The 25,154-nt window shown below is 55.9% G+C and carries 23 protein-coding genes and 1 pseudogene; 15 read left to right on the forward strand and 9 right to left on the reverse strand.

Annotated elements, in window-relative coordinates:
• Positions 1-278: 278 nt before the first annotated feature.
• Both BN2694_RS13580 and BN2694_RS13585 read right to left on the reverse strand, forming a co-directional pair.
• Complete coding sequence (locus BN2694_RS13580) at positions 279-1,175, reverse strand: hypothetical protein (protein ID WP_135666513.1); 897 nt, start codon at positions 1,173-1,175, stop codon at positions 279-281.
• Positions 1,172-2,188, reverse strand: coding sequence for a restriction endonuclease (locus BN2694_RS13585; protein ID WP_135666515.1), 1,017 nt, complete (start codon positions 2,186-2,188; stop codon positions 1,172-1,174). Before BN2694_RS13585 ends, BN2694_RS13580 begins: the two co-directional genes overlap by 4 nt.
• A gap of 572 nt (positions 2,189-2,760) precedes the next feature.
• Between BN2694_RS13585 and BN2694_RS13590 the strand changes: the two genes are divergently transcribed.
• The 10 genes and pseudogenes from BN2694_RS13590 to BN2694_RS13620 all read left to right on the forward strand — a co-directional run bounded on the left by BN2694_RS13590 (position 2,761) and on the right by BN2694_RS13620 (position 12,458).
• Positions 2,761-2,994 (forward strand): hypothetical protein, encoded by a 234-nt coding sequence (locus BN2694_RS13590; protein ID WP_135666517.1) that lies wholly within the window; start codon positions 2,761-2,763, stop codon positions 2,992-2,994.
• Positions 2,995-3,369: 375 nt separating this feature from the next.
• Entirely contained in the window at positions 3,370-3,537 is a 168-nt protein-coding gene (locus tag BN2694_RS17205; protein ID WP_167880042.1) for a hypothetical protein, read from the forward strand.
• Positions 3,538-3,750: 213 nt separating this feature from the next.
• A complete protein-coding gene (locus tag BN2694_RS13595) occupies positions 3,751-5,091 on the forward strand; it encodes an ISH6 family transposase (RefSeq protein WP_135666520.1) in 1,341 nt (446 codons plus the stop codon).
• Positions 5,092-5,835: 744 nt separating this feature from the next.
• Complete coding sequence (locus BN2694_RS13600) at positions 5,836-6,753, forward strand: hypothetical protein (RefSeq protein WP_135666522.1); 918 nt, start codon at positions 5,836-5,838, stop codon at positions 6,751-6,753.
• A 447-nt stretch (positions 6,754-7,200) separates the two neighbouring features.
• A pseudogene (locus BN2694_RS18170) lies at positions 7,201-7,779 on the forward strand (transcription initiation factor IIB); the annotation flags it as partial.
• Between the two features lie 3 nt (positions 7,780-7,782).
• Complete coding sequence (locus BN2694_RS13605; protein ID WP_244605464.1) at positions 7,783-9,468, forward strand: transcription initiation factor IIB family protein; 1,686 nt, start codon at positions 7,783-7,785, stop codon at positions 9,466-9,468.
• Positions 9,469-9,901: 433 nt separating this feature from the next.
• The gene (locus BN2694_RS13610; protein ID WP_167880043.1) at positions 9,902-10,969 is read left to right on the forward strand and encodes a ComEC/Rec2 family competence protein; all 1,068 of its coding nucleotides are present in this window, start codon (positions 9,902-9,904) and stop codon (positions 10,967-10,969) included.
• Entirely contained in the window at positions 10,966-11,112 is a 147-nt protein-coding gene (locus BN2694_RS17210) for a hypothetical protein (RefSeq protein ID WP_167880044.1), read from the forward strand. The genes BN2694_RS13610 and BN2694_RS17210 overlap by 4 nt, the downstream gene beginning before the upstream one ends.
• Before the next feature lie 435 nt (positions 11,113-11,547).
• Positions 11,548-12,006 carry a hypothetical protein gene (locus BN2694_RS13615; protein ID WP_135666528.1) on the forward strand — a complete coding sequence of 153 codons (459 nt, stop codon included), beginning with the start codon at positions 11,548-11,550 and terminating at the stop codon, positions 12,004-12,006.
• A 179-nt stretch (positions 12,007-12,185) separates the two neighbouring features.
• A complete protein-coding gene (locus BN2694_RS13620) occupies positions 12,186-12,458 on the forward strand; it encodes a hypothetical protein (protein WP_135666530.1) in 273 nt (90 codons plus the stop codon).
• A gap of 66 nt (positions 12,459-12,524) precedes the next feature.
• Here the strand turns inward: BN2694_RS13620 and BN2694_RS13625 are convergent, their stop codons facing one another.
• On the reverse strand, positions 12,525-13,811 hold the full coding sequence (locus tag BN2694_RS13625) for a GAP family protein (protein ID WP_135666532.1): 1,287 nt from the start codon (positions 13,809-13,811) through the stop codon (positions 12,525-12,527).
• 107 nt (positions 13,812-13,918) lie between these two features.
• Between BN2694_RS13625 and BN2694_RS13630 the strand changes: the two genes are divergently transcribed.
• From BN2694_RS13630 to BN2694_RS13640, 3 genes are read left to right on the forward strand one after another with little or no spacing between them, the layout of a single operon-like run.
• Positions 13,919-14,491, forward strand: coding sequence for a hypothetical protein (locus tag BN2694_RS13630; RefSeq protein WP_135666534.1), 573 nt, complete (start codon positions 13,919-13,921; stop codon positions 14,489-14,491).
• 48 nt (positions 14,492-14,539) lie between these two features.
• Entirely contained in the window at positions 14,540-15,670 is a 1,131-nt protein-coding gene (locus tag BN2694_RS13635; protein ID WP_135666536.1) for a hypothetical protein, read from the forward strand.
• Positions 15,671-15,706: 36 nt separating this feature from the next.
• Positions 15,707-16,699: a transposase gene (locus tag BN2694_RS13640; protein WP_135666538.1), complete on the forward strand. Its 993-nt coding sequence runs from the start codon at positions 15,707-15,709 to the stop codon at positions 16,697-16,699.
• A 90-nt stretch (positions 16,700-16,789) separates the two neighbouring features.
• Here BN2694_RS13640 and BN2694_RS13645 read toward each other — a convergent pair whose 3' ends face one another.
• From BN2694_RS13645 to BN2694_RS13665, 5 genes are all read right to left on the reverse strand, one after another.
• A complete protein-coding gene (locus tag BN2694_RS13645) occupies positions 16,790-17,323 on the reverse strand; it encodes a PH domain-containing protein (RefSeq protein WP_135666540.1) in 534 nt (177 codons plus the stop codon).
• 520 nt (positions 17,324-17,843) lie between these two features.
• Positions 17,844-18,941: an HNH endonuclease gene (locus tag BN2694_RS13650; protein WP_135666542.1), complete on the reverse strand. Its 1,098-nt coding sequence runs from the start codon at positions 18,939-18,941 to the stop codon at positions 17,844-17,846.
• 116 nt (positions 18,942-19,057) lie between these two features.
• Positions 19,058-21,268, reverse strand: coding sequence for an AAA domain-containing protein (locus tag BN2694_RS13655; RefSeq protein ID WP_135666544.1), 2,211 nt, complete (start codon positions 21,266-21,268; stop codon positions 19,058-19,060).
• Between the two features lie 56 nt (positions 21,269-21,324).
• Positions 21,325-21,939, reverse strand: a complete 615-nt coding sequence (locus tag BN2694_RS13660) for a hypothetical protein (RefSeq protein ID WP_135666546.1) — start codon at positions 21,937-21,939, stop codon at positions 21,325-21,327.
• A 56-nt stretch (positions 21,940-21,995) separates the two neighbouring features.
• Complete coding sequence (locus tag BN2694_RS13665) at positions 21,996-22,271, reverse strand: hypothetical protein (RefSeq protein ID WP_135666548.1); 276 nt, start codon at positions 22,269-22,271, stop codon at positions 21,996-21,998.
• Positions 22,272-22,465: 194 nt separating this feature from the next.
• Between BN2694_RS13665 and BN2694_RS18050 the strand changes: the two genes are divergently transcribed.
• Both BN2694_RS18050 and BN2694_RS13675 read left to right on the forward strand, forming a co-directional pair.
• Positions 22,466-23,092, forward strand: coding sequence for a hypothetical protein (locus BN2694_RS18050; RefSeq protein ID WP_342210815.1), 627 nt, complete (start codon positions 22,466-22,468; stop codon positions 23,090-23,092).
• 9 nt (positions 23,093-23,101) lie between these two features.
• Positions 23,102-23,980 carry an Eco57I restriction-modification methylase domain-containing protein gene (locus BN2694_RS13675; RefSeq protein ID WP_135666550.1) on the forward strand — a complete coding sequence of 293 codons (879 nt, stop codon included), beginning with the start codon at positions 23,102-23,104 and terminating at the stop codon, positions 23,978-23,980.
• Positions 23,981-24,112: 132 nt separating this feature from the next.
• Here BN2694_RS13675 and BN2694_RS13680 read toward each other — a convergent pair whose 3' ends face one another.
• Positions 24,113-24,997, reverse strand: a complete 885-nt coding sequence (locus BN2694_RS13680; RefSeq protein ID WP_135666552.1) for a DNA N-6-adenine-methyltransferase — start codon at positions 24,995-24,997, stop codon at positions 24,113-24,115.
• Positions 24,998-25,154 lie beyond the last annotated feature (157 nt).

The following is a 25,154-nucleotide window of genomic DNA, read 5'->3' on the forward strand; positions in this document are numbered from 1 at the left end:
TCACAGAGGTGCCAGAGGCCCCCCGTTCCACGATAGATATCATCGAGTATGGGCTGGGGAAACAACAGCGAGCGAAGTGTATCTGAATCGGCTACTGTGTTGTCTGTTGGACCTTGACCAAACCACATCAAATGGGTACGGACTTTCTCGAGGGATTGCTCGATGCTTGAGTCTTCGAATTCAATGGATTTGTTGATGACGTCGTCTGAAAGATAGCTTGAAAGCGTGGAAATGGGTGAGAAGATCGTTGTTCATGGTACAACAATCGTTCGTAAGGCCTACTCCCAGACTTCTTCGTATTGGCCAACTTCGAGAAAGTATTCGTCGTCGTCAACGACTGGTCGGGGGACGAGACCATCGTCGAAGTCACGGAGGTGGCCGAGGTGGATTGGGAGGTGGCCGTCTGCGGGGTCGTCTGATTGGCTTGTAGCAACGAGTCGGCGGTTGACGAGGCGGAGTGTGCTTGTATTGTCGTTGGTTTCGGCGCGTTGTTTCCAGGTGGAGATCGCTTGTTGGACTTCGTTCCCTTTGGCTTGTGTGACGTCGTTATGTGGGACGTTAATCCAGATGTGGCCGTGTTCAGTGACATAGAGCCGGCCGGGATTCGGGCGGTACTCGTCGTACGCGGCTATGAGTTCGGAGTGGTCGAAAATTGAGGTGAATCGATAGTCACGCCACTTCCAGATGAGTTGATCATCGTGGCTGACTGCCCACCGTTCGCCGTGTTTGAACGGGAAGCCCTGCCAGATTGCGATCCCGTTTTCCGGTGGGTCTGGGTCGGTATCGACGGAGCCGAAATCAAGTGTGCCGTTGAGTTTGCCAAGATAGGCCGGGATCCAGCCGGTGGAAACGGGGGCCTGATCGGTGTTCGCGTAGTTGTCGGCTTTGACTTTCGTTAGGACTTCTCCCTGGGCGGTGACGCGGAAACTCCCGTAGCCGTCTTCTTTCCCGGCTGTGTTCATAGCGGTCCAGAGGTCAGTGGGCGGATCCGCGTGGATGGAAAGGTCGCGTTGTTCCCATTTCAGAACAACGTCGTCGCCAAAGTCGTCGTCGCTGACGAGGCTGTATTGTGAACCACGGTACGCGGACGGCCACGGTTGGCCCGGTGCGACTGAGACGGCTTGGTCCTCGCTGATCGGTACCTTTGTTGGGGTTTGTTCGAATGTAAGTGTCATTCTGAGTCCTCCGTGAGTTTAGCTGCGAAGCGATCGAATGCGTCGACATCACCGTCTTCATCTGGGTCCGCGTACAGAACGCCATGCTTGCCGTGTTCTTCTGGGGCAGTGTCTAGTACTGATTCAGTACTGTCTTCGGGCGCCGAGTCGGACTCCGATTGTTGGTCGTCGCGAGACGTGTTTGACCCGGTCGTCTCGGAGGGTGTTTCGTGGGTAAATTCTCGGTTCAGTGTGCTCGCTGCTGGTTCGATATTCGGGGGCTGCCGATCCAGTGGGTCGATCTCCTGGAGGGTAGACGGGAGTGGTGGAAGGTCGTTGAGGATGTCGTCGTATTCCTCCTGGGTTAGGTCATGTTGTTCAACGATTGTGCCGAGAACTTCGTGGGAGAGTTGAACGTCAGTAAACCACTGGTCGAGTGTCGGTTGCTCGATGAGTGTGATCTCTTGGGCCTCTGCTACCTCGTGGGCGTCATCGGTGAACGACGAGTTGGAAACGATCACGGTCGACGAAGCACCGCGGCCCGTCGCCGGAGTGGTATTCCCCTCTGCGACTGTGTGCACGATGTCACTGCCGCGGGTGGACCCCGGGTCGGTGGGTGCAGTTTTGATTGCGACGGTCGTGTGCTGGCGGTTCCAGAAGAGATCCACGACGACGTCGTCAACTGTTTCTGGTGTCTGGAAGCTTCCCTCGTAGCGGGAGAGAGTGGCTCCAAGGATCCGAGCGAAATCATGAGCGTTGAGATATGCTATGTCTGCGGTAGACACAATCCGTGATGGCGAGGTTCGTCGCGGGCCCGTGTCGGTTGGGGACGACGCTGTCTCAATGTTGTCGGGGAGTTGATCGCGAGCATTCTCGACGAGGGTCGTGATCCGGTCACGGGGCGCGTCGAGTTCGTGCGTTGCAAAGACATCGACGATTTGTTCAGTTGTAATCGCCTTGTCTTCGATTGCGCGTCGAATGGACTCGGTGATCGATCCTGGTTGATACCACTGAGGATGTTGCTGTTGACTCATGTGAACACCCCACGGAGTCGATCGATGACGCCGACATTTCGCCGATGTACAACCTCGTTAGTCGCTCGATCGACGACGACTATCTGGTTAGCTTTGAGCAGGTGTTTCCCGTATACGATGAGATACGCGCGGTTCGCTGCGCCGCGAACCGATCGGAACTCGTCTACGAGCTCGTCCGGAATGGAGTGAGTCGTCTCTCCGATCGAGATGCACGTCTCGCAACGGCCGTCCTCTAATGAGGTCGGCGCGTATCGCTGTTCACAAAGTTCGCAAGTCTCGGCGTGCACGTCACAGATGGGTTGCTGGCTGATTGGGGCAGTAGTGGTGTGTTCGTCACAAAGCTGCTCGTCGCCGACGACACACGTGTTGAGGTGGTCCGTGCACAGCTGTGCTGACGGTTCCTCCGTTTTGCTAGCGCAGTGTGCACAGTAATCCAGGTGGCGCTCGCAGAACAGCTCGCCGTCTTCTGCACAGGGGACTGCGTGTTCGCTACACCGGGGTTCGCCACATGCGGAACAGGTGATTTGGTCGGATTCACAGACTGGTTCGCCGCAGGCTGTACACGCCTGGGTATGGCTGGCAGCGAACGGCTGGTCACAGTCAGTACAATGAACTGCGTCTGCTTCACAGACAAGGTCATCGCAGCCGGTGCAATCGAGGAAATGGTCAGCACAGAAGGCGTCCCCGCAGTCGTGGCACTGCACGATATGGTCGGGGCAATACCCAGTGGCGTCACAGATAGTGCAGTTCGTGATGTCATCCGGACAGGTGACGGAGCCGCAGTCGCTACATTGGCTCGCATGTGATGGGCAGACCGCGCTGCCACAGGTGTCACAAGTCTGGGCGTCTGTGTCACAGCACGGTTGTTCACAGTGTTCGCATTCAACGATATCGTCAACACAGAATGTTTCCCCGCAGTGTGGACAGTCGCGAGCGTGGTCGGGGCAGACCGTTGTGTCGCAGGCGGTACAGTCGTTCCGGTGGGTCGAGCATAATGGGTCGTCGCAGTGATCGCAGACGTCGAGATGGAATGGACAGTAGTCGTCCCCGCAGTGCGGGCACTCGGTTGCATGTGTGACGCAGCGAGTGTCTCCGCACTCGGCACAGGTCGTTGAGTGTGACGAGCAGTGTTGCTCGCCGCATTCGCTGCACATGGTACTGTGGTCGTCACACGTCCAGTTGTGGCAGTCTGCGCAGTTCGTGAGATCGTCGTAGCAGAACTGCTCGCCGCAGTCTACACACGTAGTGGCGTGATTGGTGCAGAATTGGTCGCCGCAGTCTACGCAAGTCTCGACGTGGGCTGGACAGACAATGTCGCCGCAGTCAGTACATTCGGTGGCGTGATCTGAGCCGATTGTGTCATTACAGATGTCGCAGACAACCGTGTGATCCGTACAGTGCCACCCGTCGCAGTGCGCGCACTCGGCGGCGTGCTCAGTACAGACGGTGTCGCTGCACGTCTCACAAGTTTTTGGTCGTGTCGCAAAGTCCTCTAGAGTTCAGTAGCAACTGGCTCCCGTGAGGAACGGGTCGCCTCTGGTGTCCAACCTGAGAGGTGACCCATGCACGCCACAATCGACGTGCGGTTGACTGTTAGCATCGACGACGACAAAACGATACCGCTGGCCGCGCTGGCTGAGTTCATCACTGACCAGAACGTCGAGTCAGTTCTTCTCGAAGGACTGGTCGAGAGCCTCGACGCGAGCCGCGTCGAGGCGCTCTGTGGCGAGAAACACGCTCACGGCAATGGTGATCAGCGATTCCAACGAGCTGGAACCGATACTCGCACAGCTGTCACAACCGCCGGTGAGCACGAGTTTTCTCTCCACTACGTCGAGGATACCGACGCTGACCACGACGAAGCCAGCTACTTCCGGCCCGTTGAAGATGTTCTCAGCTTCGACGGGCAAAACCGCTATCAGCAGGACATAGCCGCCAAGAGTGTCGATCTCGCTACCTCGCTCAGCTATCGTGATGCTGCTGACCACGGCGACGGCATCCTCTCGGAGATGCCGTCGCCGACCACTATCAACCGCCGCGCGAGAAAGTACGGCAGTAAGCTCAAGCAGTTCCTTCCCGACTGTGTCGCTGATACAGACGCTGATGCGGTTATTCCTGACGGCACGAAGTGTCACAGTCAAGACGACGACCGTTCGTACCACTCCGTCCAAGCCACGCTCGGCGAAGATACTGCAGAGGAGTCACGCTCCTTGCTGGATCTTTCGGTGAACGCTGATTGGGACGAGACAGCAGCTGACCTCAATGAGATCGACGCAGTCACTGACGACGCGACAGTCGTCAGTGACGCTGATGACGGCATCGTTACGGCCTTTACCGACGAATACAGCGATCACCAACTCGATCTTGTCCACGTCGGCCGAACGCTGGACTACAACCTCTGGGACGATGGCGTGTTCTCCTTGGATCGACGGAACGAGATCGTCTCGGAGGTGATCGATGAGGTGTTCCATCTGAAAAATTCGGTCGCCAAGCACCGTTCAGACGAGGAGTTCGCGGCGATCCGCGAGCGGATCGCGCGAACGACCGAGCGTATCGAGAAGACAGCGTGGCAGTTGGATCAGTACGGGTCAGAGAAGGCTGCGGGGTATCTACGGCGGTGGCTGCCGTCGATTGTGACGTTTGCCGAGCAGGCTGTCGAGGGGTTCGAGGTGCCGTGGACCTCGAACCCCGTCGAACGGCTGATGGGAGAAGTCAGCAAGCGCTGCAAGAACCAGTGGATGCGCTGGACAACGGAGGGATTAGAGGCGATACTCCAGCTTCGGCTGGTGAAGTACGCCGATCCAGAGTACTACCAGTCGTTCCTTGACGAACTGCTCCAGCGATCGACCAAAACAGCAATGAGCTGTGACCTCTCAATTGAGAGCACCAGAGGCAAACTCTAGATCGCTTTGCGACGCGACCAAAAACTTTGAATGCTTCTTCCGTGAGGAGAACAGAGCTATCGGAGGGTAGAACGCCGGCAGAGAGCCCATTCGGCTTTTGACCGTATTGTCCCGTAACGACCCGATATTTTATATCTGATACGAAACCGTCTCCGCACATTGAGATCTCTTCGTCATTCAGGGGACGTGTCGCCATAACTCCCTTCAAAATCCAGCCAGATACTAACAGGGTCCCCCCAATGAGAAGGACTCCAGCGGTGTACTCAGTGAACGACCTCCCGAGAACAATTAGCCCGCCGGCCATCAACATCATCGTCAGGCCGATCACGATGATCACTATCCGTTCGAGAGCATCACCCATTGACTCTTCTTCTTCAATGATCTGCTTGACACCAGATCGGGCGCTCTTCCCCACTTCATACAGGAATCCAAGAGAGTACGTGGTGCCAAAAACGATCGGAACCATCCAAAGTACCACGGCTACCGGATCCATATTGGACTGAGTTAAAAAGAGGCTGACAAGAAGCACATATACAACAACCCCCACCCCCGTCCCCACTCTCACTGTCCGGGAAGCCATACATCTCCGTTCTTGTTCCCGGAACAAAATATCACATGTGATTGATTCAGGTGACAGCTGCTAGTGGGGACCGTCTGGTCTAGCGATCTCCAACCCAACCACTACCGAAAGACTTTTTATACCATCACTCCACGTTCAAGTGAAGGCAAGAACACACTCAACACATGGAGGAACAAAATATGACTGTGACCGATACTACTGAATCTGCAAGTGAGGAACCTGGCGCTCGCCTGAAGCTCGAGAACACCCAGAACAATCTTCGGAAGCTACAGAAGGAGGATCGGACGGTATACCTAAATCTGGGTAAGGTAGCTGAGCAGGCCGGACTCGAGCACAAGGACAAGGTCGTCTATGACTTCGATGAGGAAATCGGGTCGATAGTCCTCATTGAGGCCGAGAAGGAAGACGGTGAATGGCCTGATGACGCGAATACCGTCATGACTGACTCTCGTGTCAATCTCCCGTCTTCAGTCCTCTCCCTCCTGGGCATCAACCCGTCCGAGTACGATCCGATGTTCGACCCCTTGGTCTTCTGGCTTGAGCCGTATCCAGATGAAGAAGGGTCCCTGTCTGCGGTCGAGGTCGATCCGCTTGGATTCGCCAGTGGGATTCTCGACGAAGATGGCCGTCTCCTTCCCGTCGAAGATCGGAACCCTGACGGAGAGGAAGGCGGCTGGAACCCCTCTGAAGAAGGGTTTCCGACGATGGAAACCGATAGCGCTCGCTCAGTCTATGAAGTTGGACTGGGTGAAGACGTCGTGCAGATGGTCGCCGACAGTCGCTCCATCGAATTGGACGAGCTCTGGGAGACTCTCGAAGAAATCGCCACTCTCGATGAAGCGTTCTTCGACGATCGCGAGCAGGACCCGTCGATTACTGGAGATGGCCGGTCTGTGTTCTTCCCCACGAGTGGTACCTGGGACGAAATTGCCCGACACCTTGATCTGCCGGAGGATCACGTCGCAGCGGCCAAAATGGCTCACAACAAAGAGGCCGATCTGCTCGTATCTGAACTCGGGCTGGCGAACTATTTCGAAGTCGTAGACCGATCCCAGCCCGTCGTTGTTCCGGCGGATCCGTGACGAGTTGAGGGCAATTGCCCGTTTCTCCTGGATCTGACAGTGAAGGCGATTCGGTTTGCTTCCAGCTTGGCATAGCTCAACATCGGCGTCGTGTTTTGGGTGTTCATCCTGCTAACCGGAGCCTTGTCTGGTCCTTACGTACTCGATGAGAACGCGCTTGGTGACACTGACTACCGGAAATCGTAATCTTAGATTCCTACCCCTGCCGGGCTGCCCCTTCTTCATGTGAGCTTCGGACTGTCCTTAGACAGCGTTCCCCCCCACAACCTAATTTAACCCGTAAGAATTAAGTATAAGACGTTCCGACGCATACACATGTCGACTGATGGCCAGAACGAGGGCGTGGGGTCCCTCTACGGACGGTCGGATGGTGCGCCTAACAGCGCCGACGGGTTGAGCGGCCCGTCGGTTTCCGGAGCTCCGACTGAAGCGTATCGGGGCAATTCGATGGACGGCTCGGGGTGTCCGGAGTGCGGCGGCGACCTCCGCGAATCTGAGAACGAGCTCGTCTGCGAAGCGTGCGGGCTAGTTGTCGGTGATCAACGGATTCGCCGTGGGCCTGACTGGCGATCGTTCGACGATGAGGCCAACACGGAACAGAAGAAACGCGTCGGTGCGCCGATGACTGTCGCCAGGCACGACAAGGGGCTCTCGACGACGTTCGATACCTCCACTGACGGTACGGGCTCGACGCTTTCGTCGAGCAAGAAGCGACGCTTCAAGCGCTACAAACGCTGGCACAAGCAGGCCCAGACGGATCAAAAACGAGGCCAGAACCGGATTGCTGGCTTCATGGAGATCCGACGTCTCGTCTCGACCATCGATCTCCCCAAGAGTGTTCGCGATCGCGCCTGTGAACTGTTCACCCAGGCTCATGAGGACGATCTCCTGATTGGAGGTTCTATCGAACAGTACGCTGCGGCATCTCTCTACGCGGCGTGTCGTGTAATGGATGTCCCCCGAACACAGGAAGAGGTCGCTAAGCAGACGACGGAAAGTCTCAGCGACGTTCGGACCGCCTACCTGAAGATGGCTCGCGAGATCGGCCTTGGGGCAGCCCCTCCGGACCCGGTGGAGTTCGTTCCCCGAGTATTCTCTGAGATCGACACCGAGTTGACCGCTGACGAGCGGAAGGAGGTGCTCTCGCTCGTCAAAGAGGCGCGGGAAAAAACGGTTTCACAGGGCCGCAATCCGTTTTCGTTCGCTGCCAGCGCGGCCTATGTGGTGTCCAATCGGCTGACTCAGCGCGAACTCGCGGAGGTTTCCAATTCAACTCCGAACACCATTCGGGAGTCTCGCCGCGATATCGAGGCGATGATCGAGGAGCGCGAAAAGGGACCGACCGAGGGGGAGGAAGAAAAGGATGGAAACCACTCGACCGAGCTCGAAGGCCAGAAGTTTGCGGATCCTGTCATCCGGTCTCCGGTAGAGGAGATGGAGGACCTCGACTCGAACAGGATCTTGGTTTCGTCCCAGACGTCATCTCGAGGTACTCCCCTTGCCGATGGTGGTCAGGTGGTCGTTCAGAAACCCAACCAGTCGACGAGTCAAGAAAAGGAGTTACCCATGCATAGTTCACAACCTTTGGTAGAGTCAATGTCTGAGTCTGATCCTGCTTCCACAGATGAAGAAGAGTGTGTCGTTTGTGGTGAGGCCGAATCTCGCCTCTTCAACATCCACGGTGATTGGTATTGTCGGGAATGCGGTTACACTCTCTTATACTCGCTACCGCCTGAACAGTGGGAGTCTCTCCGGGAAGTAGAGGAACGCATCGAGGATGGTTACTCTTCGGAGCAGGCTCGTGAGGATGTCGATTCCGAAATGTACCATCCGCCGTACCCTGGTAGTCACAAACGGCGCCGGTTCAATCAGTTATCGGTATCTCGGTCCGAAGGATATCCGCAATTCAACGTGAATATCACCCGCCCGCTGCGAGTCTCACCAGTCGATCCTGGGGACAAAGTCCAGTTCCTCGCGACGACTGACCCGCATGGTATCCCCGTCTTGGATCTCTACTACGTCGACGAAGACGAAGACACCTCTTCGACCCCCAATGTTCGGACCATTTCCGGCCAAGAGACTGCCGCTCACATCAATATTCCCGAGTCTATCGCACGGAGGCTATTGGAATCCAAGTTTTCTGTCCCGCTTGAGAAATACGATGGAACTGATTCGCTAATTTTCTGGCCCCAAGCAATGCCAGACCGGATTCGATTGTATGCTGTGGCCTTCGAGTCCGAATGGGAAGCCATGCGTCGCGAATTCGAGGAGGGTAGTGAAGCCGAATCTGGTACGGACAGGTCGGAGGAATCTACGGAGAGCGAAGAGTCCCAGGAAGATACCATCGCACCCGCAGGCATGGAAATCTTCCAGACAGAACACATCGTCGACGCAGTCTCCGAGAGGAGTGTCACCGTAGACGATCTGGTCGATGCCCTTGAGGCGACTCAAGAGGTCGCAGAGCAGAAATCGGAACTCCTCGAGGAACAGAGCACGATGGAACCAGTAGCGCATCAGGACCAGGTCGTCTACGTGGTCCCCTCTTCGTTCTGGGGGGAGGATCCGTTGAGTGCCCTTCCGGAAGATCCTGGTCTACGTGAGGCGGTCAGGCAAGTCCACTACTACACGGCTGACCAGATGGACGACGACGTCGAGGCTGATCTTTCTACTCAGCTTCTCGCAATGGATGCCTTCGTCGTTAAAAAGACAGAATAGCATCCCGTCTCTGACCACCATGTCCAGTAGCAACACAGAAGAAGAGCAACATGACTTGGAGCGCCGACTAATTACAATAGAACGTGCCCTCAAACGGGCAGCTGAGGACCCATCTACAGACCCCGATCCAGGAAACGCTGGATATCATGCGACTGTGGTCGCGGAATTCGATCCTGAGTGCCGAACGGAACGGAGTGTGAGATCTCTCCTAGATGATCTCGCCGAACGAGGCCGGGCCAGGAAGCGAACGGGTTTCAGCCCTGTGGACAGTCGTCCCCGCCCCTCATATCTCCCTGTCGAGGACGACTCATCTGGAGAACCCAATCACTGACACCTCGGACCCTCGAGGTCAGAGAGACGATCACTTTTACTCGATGATATGCAACGTAGGCATATGATGGGTGGTCCAGGTCTACATCGGAGGCAGTGGCGTGTGATCCTTGCGGTGGGGGTCGCGATTCTAATCACTCTATCTGGGTGTGGTCAGTATGTTCCGGGGACGTATACAGAAGAGAAGTCCTTCGAGGATATCATGTCTGGCCCGGACATTAATGTCTCACTGTCGGGGGATCAGAATTCTGGCTCCACTCCCAAAGCACTCGAAGATCTTCAGATCCATCATATCGATGTGGGTGACGGGTCGTCGACATTGGTGATAGCACCGAATGGAGAGACGATGTTGATCGACTCAGGTCCCCGAGAGGCAAACGGATCTGAGGTTATCAGCTACTTAGAGGAGGTTAACGTCAGTCGTATCGATCATCTCGTGGCGACAAACCCGGATCCCAGCCATATCGGCGGCCACGCTGCGGTGATTCACCACTTCGAAACAAATCATGACGGCATCGGTCAAGCATATGGATCAGGTGTTTCCACGAGCTCCGAAACGTACACTGAATACACCAGCGCCCTCAGGGAACACGATCTTGCCCGATACAACGTTGCTTCAGGTTACCAGCTACCTTTCGGCGCCGAAACACGGGTTGCAGTAATCAACCCGCCCAGGACCGGCACTGACAGCAATGGACCAGAGACGAATAGTGTGGCCCTCTCCATCCACTACGACGACTTCACGTACCTGATCACGAGTGATGCAGGACGGCAGGCAGAACGACGAATGGCCAACCAGTACCCCGATCAGATAAACGCCGACGTGTACCAGGTCGGCAATCATGGAGAGTCTACGAGCTCGACTGATCTGTTCTTCGAGATGGTCGCCCCTTCAGCCACGATCATTTCTAGCGGTCAGAACGGCGAGCATGGCTCTCCCTCGAGAGAGGTAATGCAGCGTCTCGAATCGACTGGCGTCGAAACGTATTGGACTGCTACCCACGGCGATACAGTGATCATATCGAACGGCACCGATTTTCAAGTACGAACACAGATGAATCATACAACGGATGCAGGAGAAATCGGGTCGATCTCGATTGGAGCAACAGAGATGGTCGTCCCTGCGGGACAGGTGGATACTCGCCGACCCCACACCGAACTTGGCCTATGAGTAAAAATACAGCCTTAGAGACCTTCACGTGTCCGGAATGTGACGAAGAGATCAAGTCTGACCCGATTCATGAGGGTGAAATTCAGCGATCGACGATCTGCCCTAATTGTGGGAACTGGGTCACCGTCTACGAGGCAAAGTAGCTCAGAGATCGAAGCCTATCCTCGAGGTAGCTGCCTAGATTCTGACCTCCGAAGTGTTCGACCGACCCCCTCGCATTCAAATAGAGAGCCGGGAAAATCTTAGATGCCTGGTGAGGGCCAGGCTGGAAACGTCACCTGGACCGTCGTAGCGCCGCCGAGTTGACGTCAGAGGCACAGGAAAGAACGCCACTGTCCGACCATCTGAGGCCCCGTCTGGCCACCCCTTTCTGGTCGTTCCTTGCCTTCCGAGAGTGAGAAGATATGGATATCGAGGGTTGGGACGGACGAGTGTATCAACTCAAGATCGCGAAACAGGCATTGGGGTATGAATAATTTATATCGTCCACCCACAATGGACTGGTATGGGTCAAGAATTGCTGACTGACGGGGTCCGAAGGGGAATTTCAGGTAATCCTGTAGTACAACAGCGAGACAATGAGTGAATTCGAATCAGCGGAAGTGTGGGGTGAAGCTGCGGAATCCCTCCCGATTCGGCCGCTCGAACCTTCTGAATTGAATGAGTTCGCTCAAAAAGAATCGATCACTGAGGTCCGGATTCCTGAAACTGGGCAGGTATTCTCAGATGAAGCAATGGGTCCTACTGTGACAGGTGGAGAAGGGGAGATATCTGAGTTCCTGGTTATCTCATCAACTGGCACAGTCACCCAGTTTAGGTACGGATGGCCCGAGGTGACATCAGGAGAGCTTCGCGTACCTCGGTCTATTGAGGCAGGTGTCCAGGAAGGATATGTAAAGTGGTGGAAAAACACCCTTTCGTTTGAAGATATCGAGGTAGACGACCAGAACGGCGTAGAAATAGGCGATCAGACATGGGACTACTATAAGTCTCGGACAGTTCCATTAGAAGCGGGATCCAAGACCGCTGACAATTGAACTTCTGTAGCGGGGCCCCGCAAAGGTATTTCCAGGCAGAGCAGGTCGGGTAGGGCTGGATTCGACCTACGGATAGCACGCTGATACACCTCTAACGGTAACTTCCCGCGCATTCTAATCTAACCCGTAAGTTTTAAGTTATACTCGATCTAACGTGGTAGTAGGTAGGAGGCGCTACGATGGTTAAAACTGAATACACACTTCCGGACGGTAGCACAGTCAACGTCGCCAAGGCGGAGAACCGGGCATGGAAAGAAAAGCGGGACTCGTCTTCCACGGTATCCACCCTGATGGCCATCGAGGACCTTGTGACGGACGCTGTTCTCGTTCGAAACGAGCACGAACCGGACGAGGTGGTATCCATTTCGTCCACGGACTTCGCCCAGCAAGTCCGTGAGGGCGAAATTGTACCGATTGATCGAGAAGACCTTCCAGAAGAACTCCGGCTGTAGTCTGCTTTTGCCGTCGGTTTGATTCCAAATCAGTGCTGTTGAGCGGTTGATTTTGGTACCGCTGGATCAGAGAACACCAAAGACGATCAGAGCGCCGAGAACCACTAGGATGATGCCGGCGATGAGATTCAGACGGTGAATGTTCTCCTCTCGCCACGACGAGATATCTTCGACAGCTGCGAAGCCACTCGAGACGGCGACCGTGATCCCCACCATCGGGAGGATGAATAGCAAGTTGTAGAAAATCAGGGCCGGGATGGCCTGGATCCAGGGGACGGATGCAAGCAGGCCACCAGCGACGAGATACGGCCCACTAGTGCAGGGTAGTAGGAACAGACTCACGAGAATTCCAGCGATCACTGAGCCGGTGATGACGCTCCGTCGTTCCCAGAGTGGTTCGGTCAAATACCGCTGCATCGTCGGCTTCCAGGACTCGGGAACTTCGGGTGTGAGTGAGCTCCCGCTCGAGATCCAGTCGTAGACGTTCAATACGCCAAAGACAACAGCCAATCCTCCGAAGGCGTAGCGAATGAAGGAGAGATCGATCGCAGAGATCGATGCGACGGTCTTGAGCCCGCTGATAAGGAGATATCCCATCACGAAGTACGTGAGCATCACAGAAAGAGAAAACGCCAGGCCGCTGGCGAGTACACGCCGCTGATTGTCTGGATGACGGGTGAGGACGGTGGTCAACAGGATCAACAGGACAGCGAGCGCACAGGGGTTGACAGCGTCGCCGGCAGCCAAGGTGGCTAGCGTAGAGATCAGGCCAAGTGAAAGCGATCGCCCACCAAGTGATTGCGATCCTGATAGAGTGGGGAACGTGTCTGTCCCACCTTCAGCAATCGTCTGGTTTACCAGAGATTTCACTTGCTCGGTGCCAACTGCGTATCCGTCGTCGATGAAGACAGTGGGTGTGCCACCCCATAGCTGTTCAGGGACATCGTATTCCTCAAGATACTCTCTGAAAGCTTCCGAATTCAGTTGGACGCGGTATTCCCTGATCTGGAGATCGTGAGTTTCGTTCATCGCCGCGAAGAATTCCTCAGTATCTTCGCAGTGGGGACAGTTAGGGGAGTAAAAGTAGACGATGTGGACTGTTGTCGAGTTCGCTGACGTCTGATAGTCTTCTAGACCGCCCTGAGCAGGCGGCCCTTCTCCGTCGAGAACGGTCGTAGCCGGTGCTGACGTAGCGGCTGTGACTTCGGTGTCAGGAGCGGCGATAGCGGGTGAGGTGGCACTGAATATAAGGAGTACAGCCGCCGTGAGTATGAGAATCCCTGCCCCAATACGGCCTTTTTCTGTCACTTTTCCCCAGACGGCCCCATCTCGTTCCATTTTGTCGCTACTCATATCTCGTCATGGGTTTGATCCTATCGAAGTTTAAATCGGAGTATACTGTTTTAACCCGTAAGCTTAAAGTGTAAACCAATTCAACGTGGTAATACGAGGTGAGGTTCATGCAAGGACATACACCAAACGGAAATCAGCGAGCCACGGATGACGTCGCTGAGAATATTCGAAACGAGCAGCAGAGGGCAGCTGTACCAGGGCCGGAAGAGGTGGAGAAACAACGACGGAAGACGGAAGAGTTCCACGCTGAGATGAAGGCTGTCCAGGCTTTTCTCGAGAGTCTTGACGAGCGAGACCATGTGGATTTGGCCTTCTCGGTGGCCGAACACTGCGACTTTCAGACGTTCGAAGAGAAGGCAGGATCCCGGATTCACCGGTGGCATCAGGGGCAACGGAAGTGGAAGGAGCTCAAGCGAGGCCATCTGGAGGACTATGAGCACCCTGGTCCTCCTAGTGATTTCGAGAGACAGGCTCCACCATCTGCTTCCATTCCCCCGTTCGAGGTGACTGAACGGGTTCGGGAACTCAAAGCGCAGGCGTGGCTTCAGCTTCCCGATCCAGATGAGACGACAATCGAAAAGGAACACCTGGATGCCGGTGGGGCGGTTCGGTATCGGGTGACGATCACGTCACCTCGGGGGGAAACCATCACTCAATTGATCGAGGAGCGAGACAACTGACACGAAGTCACAATCACTACAAAACGAGCAAGGAGGATTTAGACTGCCATGAACCGGAAGATCGTAGCCGTCCTCGCCGTTGTGGCCCTCGTTACGGTGGCTGGGTGTGGAGAGCTCACTGGTGCGGGGACTCCATCTGGACCTACTGATCAGAGTACGGCCACGGGAACCCCGACTCCAGAACCAACTGATTCGTCATCAAGCACACCCACCGGGACCTCATCTACGACAACTTCGCCAACGGGGCCTGGCGTATCCGATTCAGGTGTTACCAACGCCTCTCAGTTGGTTCACTCCCACTTTTCCCACCTGAACGACTCCTCGTATCGCACCAACTTCGAGATCCGATCGGACTATACCGAGATCGTCGATCTCACACTCCGGTCGGAGGTAGCTTACCTGGAATTGGCGAATGAGCCCGATACCGATCAGTATCTTCTCCGACTGAGGAAAGACTTCCAGAACGGTACTCGATCTAGGATGGAATTCTTCAAGAACGGCAGTTACGTCCAAGTCTACACATCTCCAGCCGGCGATGGTCCACCCGAATATCTACGGACGCAGGGGGGTCTGACCTCGCAGTATCCTCAGGGGGCAGGGCGCTACGTCACGCAGACTTATCTAAATCAGACCCACCAACTGTTCAACTACAGCAAGGTCGGCGAGGGAACGTACCAGGATAGGGAAGTCATCAGACTCCGCGGTGAGACGAATGCGAGTCTCGATGGGTCCCAAACGAAACTTGAATCGACCCTTCACGTTACCCGCGATGGATTAATTCTCACCTCGAGGATCACTGTCCCAGGAAGAGATGCCCCCCTCGCCGAGTACAATCTAGACGAATATGGCTCGGTTGATGTTCTACTCCCTGAGAGCATGGATCATATTCCCGAGATAGTCGTCGATACCGTGGACACCTCAGAAGAGGGCACGGTCCTTCGGATCAAGAACCGTGCCGGTGGAGATATACCTCAATCGACTCAGGTTGAGGTTCGGCGGGGCTATTCCACGACATATTCGACACGCCTTCCACGGATTCAAGCCGGAGGACAGGCCTACTTGTACGTCCAAGGGGAATCCCCTCAGGATGCGACACTCCAGGCTTCCGAGACCCGGCCAGCCGAAACTAATATCCGACGTCTTGGCGATCGTCTAACCATCTCCATGAGCCTGTCATAGAAAGGGTCACGTACGAAGCAGCAGGGTGCGGAAAGTGTGTCCAACACCAGCGCAACCCTGCAAGATGTAGCTTCGGTAGACGACTTCTTGAATGTCGCGGCTACTGAGACGGTACCACTGTTCGAACATCTTGAGTTCGAATTTCTGTTGGAGTACGACGTGTTCGCCCCCTCGAAACGGGGGCGAACACGAGTTCACAAACCACCAGACCTCTTTCGCGGCTTTCTCCACTGCTACTACGAGGATGTTTACGGGACACGTCCAGTTACACGAGAACTCCAGCACGGCCTCGTCTGGTACTACTGCGGGCTCGACAAACCGCCATCTAGAGACACGATTGATCGCTTTCTCACCGATCTCGAACACGTTATCGACGATATTTTCGACAGGCTCGTCGAGCAGGCCGCTGCCCGCGGCCTGCTCGACTCCACGTACTCCATCGATTCGACACACGTCGAGGCGATCCAACACAACGACGCCGCCTCGTGGAACTACGATCCAACAGCCGAAGAGTACTACTACGGCTTCGGCTGTACGATTGTCTCGACTGGCGCAAAGATCCCGATAGCAGCGGAGTTCACCCAAACCAAGCAAGCGGATCAGGAGACGGCGATGCGCGTCACGCGTGACGCGCTCGCCGTCGACACACCCATCTGGATGCTTGGAGACAGCGCTTACGATCTCCTCGATTGGCACGACTACCTGCTGGCTGCAGGGGTCGTGCCAATCGCTCCGTACAATCCGCGAAACACTGACGACCCGAAAGACATCGAGTACAGGGTCGAAGACCGCATCGAGGAACACAGCGAGGACGTGCAGCTGAAACAATCCATCTTGGACGAGACGTACAACAACCGGACAGGCGTCGAACGAACCAACGACGCAGTCAAGGACTGCGGCCTCGGGCACGTTCGCGCCCGAGGCCGCGTCCACGCACGAACAGAAGTGTTCGTTGCGCTCTGTCTCCGGGTTATCGTTGCAATCACCAACTATGAGCGAGGAAACGAACCGGGTTGTGAGAAGCTATGAGACAGATTCTATGACAGGCTCATCTCCATGTCTATCGACAACATCCAGATTCAGCTGCGGCACGAATCCAATCCGTAAGGCGCTGAACGTTCAATCGGCGTCGCTATAGCCGTCTGCGGCCTTCCTGATGGTTTCTGTGAAATGATCAGGATCCCATACGTCATTGAGAAAGAGATACGTCCCGCTCGAGGGAACTACTGAAACGTCCCCATAGTTAAAGAATTGCCCGAAATACCCTTTCTCAACACTTGTATTGGCGATATCGTCGATTTGAACACTCGAATAGGTGAGCGGGTAAACCGCGAACCGTCCCGAGATGATCCCCTTCTTTTCGTATATCTCGTCTGTCGTCACCACGTATTCGCTCGAATACCAGTCCAGAAGTTGAGCTCCTAAGTTGAGAACACCAAGGAGAACTAGGAGACCTCCAGTTAGCCCTCGAGGGAACGGTCCAGGGAATCCTAATAGGTTCATACCTGCCAGCATCAACAGCCCAAATAGGGCGACTACGATCCCGACCACACACTGAAACAGGTACGGGATGATCGATGGACGATCCTGTTGAACGACTTTTTCGTCTTCGTTCAGATCCAACCAGCTTGGTGGATGGGTCGTATCGTTCATCAATTGCTTGTATATTCTAAATCCCTATCACATTTCCCCTCGGACTGTGCGCGCTCCTTTATATACGGCTACGAGCGATTCTGTCTATGGCCTCTACCGATGGTGGGCAGTCCCCACCTGAGATTCCTGAAGGGGACACGGTTCCCGAAGGCTTCTACGCCACCCTTCCAGCCCTCGATGAGGATGAGTATCGAAATCATCTCCCCTTCTGGATCACAGTCCAAGCGGCGGATAGAACAGAAGGTGCCCGCGGTTCTTCAGACCTACATTTTCCCGCTGAGGGCTCTTCTCGGGACGATCCAGAGAAGCTTTGTGGAACCTCAATCTCCCGGAAGAGCAAGTTAGTGCCGAAGGATATTCCGACATTCCCGAAAGGGTTCGCATCGAAATGCACTCGGTGTAAGAAGCAGGCCCGAGAACGCCGGTCTGATGGGTAATTCGACTGGTAAATTCAGCCGACGGTCGTTAACCTCGCCCTCCAGGGACCCTCACTCACCGTGTTGATTCAGCTGTTGTAGCGTCACGAGGAGGGCCACAGCCGGAAGGTGGCCCGTAGCATGAGCCACAACAGTCCAGTCAGAAGGATATAGGCTGGCAACGTTGTCCACCACTGCGAAGTTGGAAGGTATTGCGGAGCGGCGTATGTGAGGATAGCACCGGGAACGAGTCCCCGTGTAGCGAGGTAGATGATCGTATCAATCACATACGAAGGTGCATCTCTCCTTAGTGGGGGCGGAGCGACTGTCTCCGAAACCTCTCTTTGAGACGATCTCCCCGAGAATCTGACCGACTCCGTAGTAGTTTGTCCGTCGCCTTCAGTGATTGTTACATCTGCGTAGCTAGCATCGGGTGTGAAAAGGTAATCACCGGAGACCAGGTCTTCATCCCGGTCTGACTCCAGTTCATCAGAACCCGGATCTTTGTCCGGGTCTTCCTCTATCAGTTCAGCATTAGATTCAACAGAAACCTCTGGTGACCAGCGCCGGACTAATCCTTTCACGCCGGATAATTTGACGTCAACCTCAAGCTCGTGGAAGGGGTTGCTTCGAGGGACGTATCCATTCCCCTTCAAGTAGTAATAAAGACGATCTTCAGCATTCCTCGCGTACCTAGAACTAGTATTAGCGGTTGCCTCATTTACAGCATACTTGTTTGTGCTAGGGCTACTCAGCTCTTCCAGAAGTCCAATATCTACTGCCTCTCGATATGTTATACCAGCCTTCCGTATCACTGCCACTCGAGAGTCCCCGTCGTCAGATGGGTACATGGGAGCGTTCTCATAGCGCCCAGATGTATCTGGAATATCTGGGTGCATCAGAGCATGGCAATCCGCACAGAGTCCGACAAGATTCGACAGTTCGTTTGACCCACCGTCTGAGAGATGGTGTAGATGGTGGACTTCCGACGGGCCGGTAGTATCTCCTTTGTACCGCTGACACCGGCCACATCGGTAATTCTGCCGTTCCCAAACTGCGTCTTGACGCCTCGACCAATCGGATGGGTACTTCCCCTTACCGTAGTAGGACTTTCCGCGAGAGTAGCTGTTTGGATCATCATATGTCTTGTTTATGTCGTACTCCGAGTAGAGATCAGACGTCGAAGCGGTGGCAATACCCATAAACCAAGATATCCGACAATCTATCTTAAATACAACGTATCATAGAATGGACTCAGGGGTGCCGACGAATTCGGAGCTATGGTCTCTAAACGACCAACCGCGTTCTCGGATCACTATCACACGGACAGAAAGGCAGGGTCGACATCGCGCACCCGGCTCGTATCCTGGAAATGATCGGGGAACGATCGGATAGGCCCCGGTGTATCTTCAGAGTCCGTATACTGGAACGTGTGAAGGTCAGCCACAACGGCACAGTATCGTTTCGCTCGAGTGAGTGCTACGTTCAACCGTCGTGGTCCGTCGGGATCACGACTGAGGAAGCCCAGCTTGCCTTCACTATTCGATCGGACGAGTGAGAGAATGATAGCTTCGCGTTCGCTCCCTTGGAAGGAGTCGATCGTGTCGACTGTGGGCATATCATCCGAAACGTGGTCCTCGAGCATCGACCGGATTTCCCGAACTTGAGCCCGATAGGGGGTGATCACTCCGACATCCCCCGGCGGGAGATCGTCCAGTAGATCGGTCACGAGGTGCGTGACCATCTTTGCCTCATTCTCGTTCGATCGTGAGTGTTCGTCGACGGCAACGGATCCGCCGATATTGAACGCCTCGATCGCTTCGTCTCGTGATGAGAGTAAATCGACAGTGCGGCCGCTTCGGAGCTCTTTGTCGTAGAATTCCCGATTCGAGAAGGCCGCGATATCCCGGTGCATCCGATACTGCGTCTTCAGCTGCATCCCGACACCTTCGTAGATGCCGCCCGACGCGTAGAGATGCTCGAACAGAGACATCCCCAACTCAGAGTCCGGAGGAGATTCGGTCGATCGAAACGGTGGGAGTTGCTTGTGATCGCCGGCCAGGACGATACGATCGCCTTTCGTGAGCGGGATACACGATGACGGGACCGTCGCCTGGGTTGCTTCGTCGTGAACGACCAGATCGAACGTGCCGGCGACTTCCGCGGCGCCATTGTTCGTCGTCGCGACGACGTCGGCAAGCCCTTCGAAGTCACTGTATTGCTCAACTAGATCGGACGAAGAGTGCTGTCCTCCCCGGGGTCGGTAGAGTGTAAGCTCCTCGGCGCCGTGCTGAGCATAGGAATGTAGTGATGACTCGTCCGGGCTATCTGGCGTCGAGTCTCCGACGACGATGTTATCGACCGCCTGATTTGAGTCGGCACAGACGAGGACTCGCTCGCCGGCGTCGACCGCTCGGCGGATAATCTCGATCAGGGTCCGCGTCTTCCCCGTGCCCGGCGGACCGTGGATGCAGAACACGTCGTCGGCGAGCATCGCGAGCTCGGCAGCGATCTCTTGCTCCTGATTTAGTTCCGGGTCCAGAGTTTCCGAGTTGGACGCTGCGGCGTGTGAAAACGTGAGTGGCCGCTGTCCGGTGAGGACCTCGAGCATGGGATCGTGTCGAAGATCATCGATCGCCCCCAGTTCTCGTTCCGTCGGGACAGGGTTCAACAGGGCGGACATGCCGATCTCCCCACCGTTCATCAGTGTCGACCGAACCTGCGATGGAGAGTCGACGTCTACCCACTGAACCTTGACCTCCAGGTCTAACCCTCGGATATTGGCCACCGTTGCAGAGATGGGGAAGGTGTCTGTCGGCCCGTGTATGAGTACCTCGTTCCCCTGGTAGATACCGAACGTTGACGGGACGTAGTATGCCCAATTCTCACGATCACTGTGCCAGTCTCGATCGAGAGCCTGGGCTTTGAACCGGATCGTCTGCCCTTGATCGTCGAGATACTCAAGAGCCGGAATGGCGTCCCCGTTCGCTTCGAAGATCTCCCGTGGCGTCGACGTCTGGGCCTGTTTTCGATTCCCTTCCCGGGTGGCGTCACGCTCGTCGACGACGTGGGTCTCGAGGTCCTCGACGAACTCTTCGGGGTCGATCCGTCGCGACGGCGGTTCGCGATCGTTCACCGGCCGATCGAAGCTCGGGGGAAACTCCGCTGGCTGGTAGTCTGAATGCCAAAAGCGGATACGGCGAGCGAGACGAGTCTGGGCAAACTCGTCGATCTCGATTGCCTCTCTGTCGCCATCCTCGAGGTAGATGATCACCTCCCCGTGGATGTTCGTGTCCCCGTATGCGAGAAACTCACCCGTCAACTTAGCCCGATTCTCGCCGTGTAACGGGATACAGACGTAATCGTCGTCGGGATTCGGATGTGTGAGCCCCCGCTGGCCGGCGAAGTCGATGATGGGTTTGACTGGAATCCTTTCACCGGTCGATTCCAGATCCCCCTCTATGATCGTATAGTGGTCCTCCGGGTCCGGGTCGAAGTCTGATATGACGTGATCGAAGAGCAGTGACATGGTATCTCTAGAGCGTCGCGATCAAAGGTGTGAATGTGTCTTCCACCCAGAAAGCGTTAGTATTTCTCATCTCGCCCTTCACTTTTGGTCCTCCATTTCCACCGTTCCATCCGGTCGAGACACGTTTGACAGGTCACCGGCGGAATGAATGACTCACCGTTCTCGTCTTGCCGGCGCTCACCATCGTCGAAACGGAGGTTTGCCTCGTTGTTACAGAGGTAGACGCCCTCTGGACGGCTCAGACGTCCATCTTCGAACGCTTCCAGGACGTAGAGGTGCTCGACAGTGCTGCTATCCCGCCCGGTCCCGCTGCTGCCACGGAGCAAGCCAGAACGACGGCCCTTGATCGCGACGTCGTACTCGAACGGGATATCGTACTGATCCCAGAACGCTTCTGCCTCTTGGCGGGCCTCTTTCCGCTTCTGCCGCCGTTCGCGGGCCTTCAAGAACTTCTCGGCCTTCTTCTCCCGCTTGCGGCGCTTTACCTCTTCCAGAGACGTACACGCACTCCCTCGACTGTTCACCTGAACACGGGTGCCTTCTGCTACAGCTTCCGGGTTCTTGAGGGCAAGATGGACGCCATCGAGATCGTCGAGCTCGATCGCACCCTTCTCACGGACAGTACCTTTCGCCCCACCCTGGAGAACGTCGGAAAGGCGGGGTGGGACCATGCCGACAGACTTCACTGAAACCGGCCAGTCAGAACTCTTCTGCGGGGATTCTTGGCTCATAGTTCGAAGTTTTCCTCTCCACTGTCTTGCTGAACCCCGCACTCTCGAAGTTCGTCTGCCGTGAACGTGCCGTGCTCCCAATCGCTCTTACCCTGGCCGCGGGTGATCGGGGACGAAACACGGCCCCGGTAGACCGTCGTAGTCGTCTTCTGAGGTTCATCGCCTTGGACCCCAGTCACTACGTTCTCTTCCCCGACTTTTTCGTGAATCTCCCACATCCATTTACCCTGCATCGTCTGTTTGCTAAATGTCGCGAGGGGATCGGTTTCCATCGTCAATGACCTCCGATGTAGTACCACCTTGGTACGGGATTAACTTAATATTAACGGGTTAGAATAGTATACAGAACGGTCGTTCAGGATCCCGTTACTGGCTGAGAGACTACTGGGCGCGGGCCGGTGAAACCTAATTTAACCCGTAAGTTTTAAGTTATATTCGATTCAATAGGGGAATGGAGGTCAATACGATGGCTGAACGTTCGAAAGTCGTCACATCAGACCCGGAAGTTACCGAGCAGCTGATCGACGAAGAATCGGGGTCCACTGTTGATGACGGTGAAGAGCAAGCCGAGCTCGAAGCCGTACAGTTCGAGACGAGTGCGGGAGAGCCGGTCACGTTCGAACGTGGCGTCGATCTATTCGATGGGGCCGGGAACTACGTCGGCGAGATCACCGAGATCCTGTATAGCCTCACGGCGACACAGACGGCAAGCCACTCGACTGACTGGTATCACACCATCACGATCGCCTACGACAGCGACGACGTCTGCGAAGGCGGCGTTCCCCTAGGGGAACTAGCCCAACAGTGGGACGAAGGGGTTCTCACTACCATCCCAGAGGCTCTCGCCGAGCACGGTCGCCGAAAACTCCTTCTCTGGGAGCTCAATTCAGACGGACAAGGGTGTTGCGGGGTTCAGTTCCTCGCTTCGGAACGTGGTCTTGAGAATGCGCCCGTGGAAGAAAAGGTCGAAGCGTTCGTCGACGACATGCTGACCGAGGATGGGACCGTTCGGGACGAATACGACGATCTCGTTGACTGGGACGATCTCGAAAACCGTTACGGGGAGATCGCGGATCTCTACCTTTCAGACTGAGGGTGACACATGCCAGTCGAGAACGGCTTCGTCCCGACGCCGGCGCCGGTGGCTGACTACGCGGCCTCAGTAGCCTTCGGTGCTGAGCGGCCGAGCGAGGTTGAAGGTGGCGGGCGCCTGCTACTCCCAGGACTGGGACAGGGAAACCTCTACGACGCCGTCCGCCGGTATTGTACGGAGGGGGAGAACTGGAAGAACCCGGAATTCGACTACCCCGTCCCCGAGTGCGTCGGGGTCGAATCCGATCCCGAACGGCTGGCAGAATTCCGAGAGCGGCATACAGATGCGGAGATCACCCTCGTAGAGAGTGACTTCCTCCTGGACCCGCCGGAAGGTCGCTTCGACTGGGTGCTGGCAAATCCACCATACACGCGCTACAAGCGGATTCCTGAGCCGAAGCGTGAGGAGTACCGTGATCGGTTCGACCTTGCGAGAGGGCAATTCCCGCTGTATGCCCCGTTCTTCGAGCAAGCGCTTCGGTTGCTCAAGCCCGGCGGCTGGCTCACGTTCATTCTACCGTTTTCCGCGTTGACGACTGGTGTGACCAAGCCTCTGAGAGAGGTGATCCGGGGGAACTTCGCCGGCCCGATCATGTACCTCCCGGAGGAAACGTTCGACGTCCAGGTCGAGACGATCCTTCTCGGCCTTCAGAAGAAGCGAGACGACAGCGGCGACTACCTCTGGCTGGAAGAGCTCTACGGCTACGAAACGCGCCCGATATTGGAACGTCTTGGTGTCGAAGAGGTCGAGGACGCTGCAAACGAGTACTACGAGCGGTTCAAGAAGAAGCGAACGCTGGTGAACAACCGCGACAATTGGGAGCGCAGCAATCGCGACGAGAGTGCAAACCGGACGATCCGACAAGCTGGCATCCAGGAATTCGCTTGAGCCACCCACTTCGTTCTCTAACTTTATCGAACCCTCCGTTGACCAAACTTAGAACGCCCCTACACCGTCTAACTTGGAGCCGATGAAGTTAGACGGCGGACTATACTGCAAAAACAACATCGACGCAGGTCGTCACCGCACATGCATGGCCGATGACGGCGGGTGGGTCCCTCGCTGGTTGGTCGGAACGACGATCTGATCGACGAAAACGTGCTCGAACCCGTGTTCTCGGTCGTGCTTCCGGCAGATCACCTCGCTTCCGTCTCCCGACTGACTCAGAGAGAACCACGTCTCTGTGCCGTCATCGTGCTGGAACACGGCCGTAAGTTCGAACACACCTGAATCCCGCTCTCGACGAACCAGCGGAACTAGCGTCACTGTCTGGCGGTGCTTATCCCCCACTTCGACGGGGTCGGGGAAGCGAACACGAATCCGGTCGGCCCGGCTGATGTCCGGCAGGACCGGGTTCGATGTCGGCCGGATCTCGTTGAACCCGTCACCGTCGACGGCAACCCAGCCAAGCGATTCGAAATGCTCGCGAAGCGCAGCCGGGAACTCCCCGAATGCCGTCAGGACGATCGGGAAGTCCGCGCCCTTCTCGAACCCCGCGAACTTGAAGCGCTCTTCGGGGAAGCAGATCAGACCGGCTTCAAGCACGTACTCGTGAAACCAGTCAGTACTCGGGTCGGCCTTTGAGAGTGCAACGACGAGGTCGGCGTCGGACTCGACGGCCTTCTTGAGCCACGGTTCAGGGTCAGCGAACGGATGGTTGAGCCAGACCGTTCCGTACTGTCCCCAGTCGTGGAGTAGGCCGCCCTCGTTGCGGATATTGGTCTCGGCCAGCGTCGACGTGTCTGAGGCACACGGGTCGAGATCGAACCCACGGACAGCCTCGGCGATCGGCTGGAAATCCTCGAGGCGGGTAGCGTAATCGTACTGGCCTTCGCGAATACCACTACCGCCCTCGCTGACGTGCTGAGCATCAACGCCGGTCGGAAGCTGAGTCTGACTCCCCATCGTAGTTCCTCCTATACCTCCGTTGGATCGGTGATAACTTAATACTTACGGGTTAAATTAGAATGAAGTGTGCCCGGACAGACCGGCAGGGAGGCGACCCCCGGCACTTGGATACTATTCTAACCCGTAAGTATTAAGTTATCACCGCTCCAACGTT

The organism is Halorhabdus rudnickae, from assembly GCF_900880625.1.
GTDB lineage: Archaea > Halobacteriota > Halobacteria > Halobacteriales > Haloarculaceae > Halorhabdus > Halorhabdus rudnickae.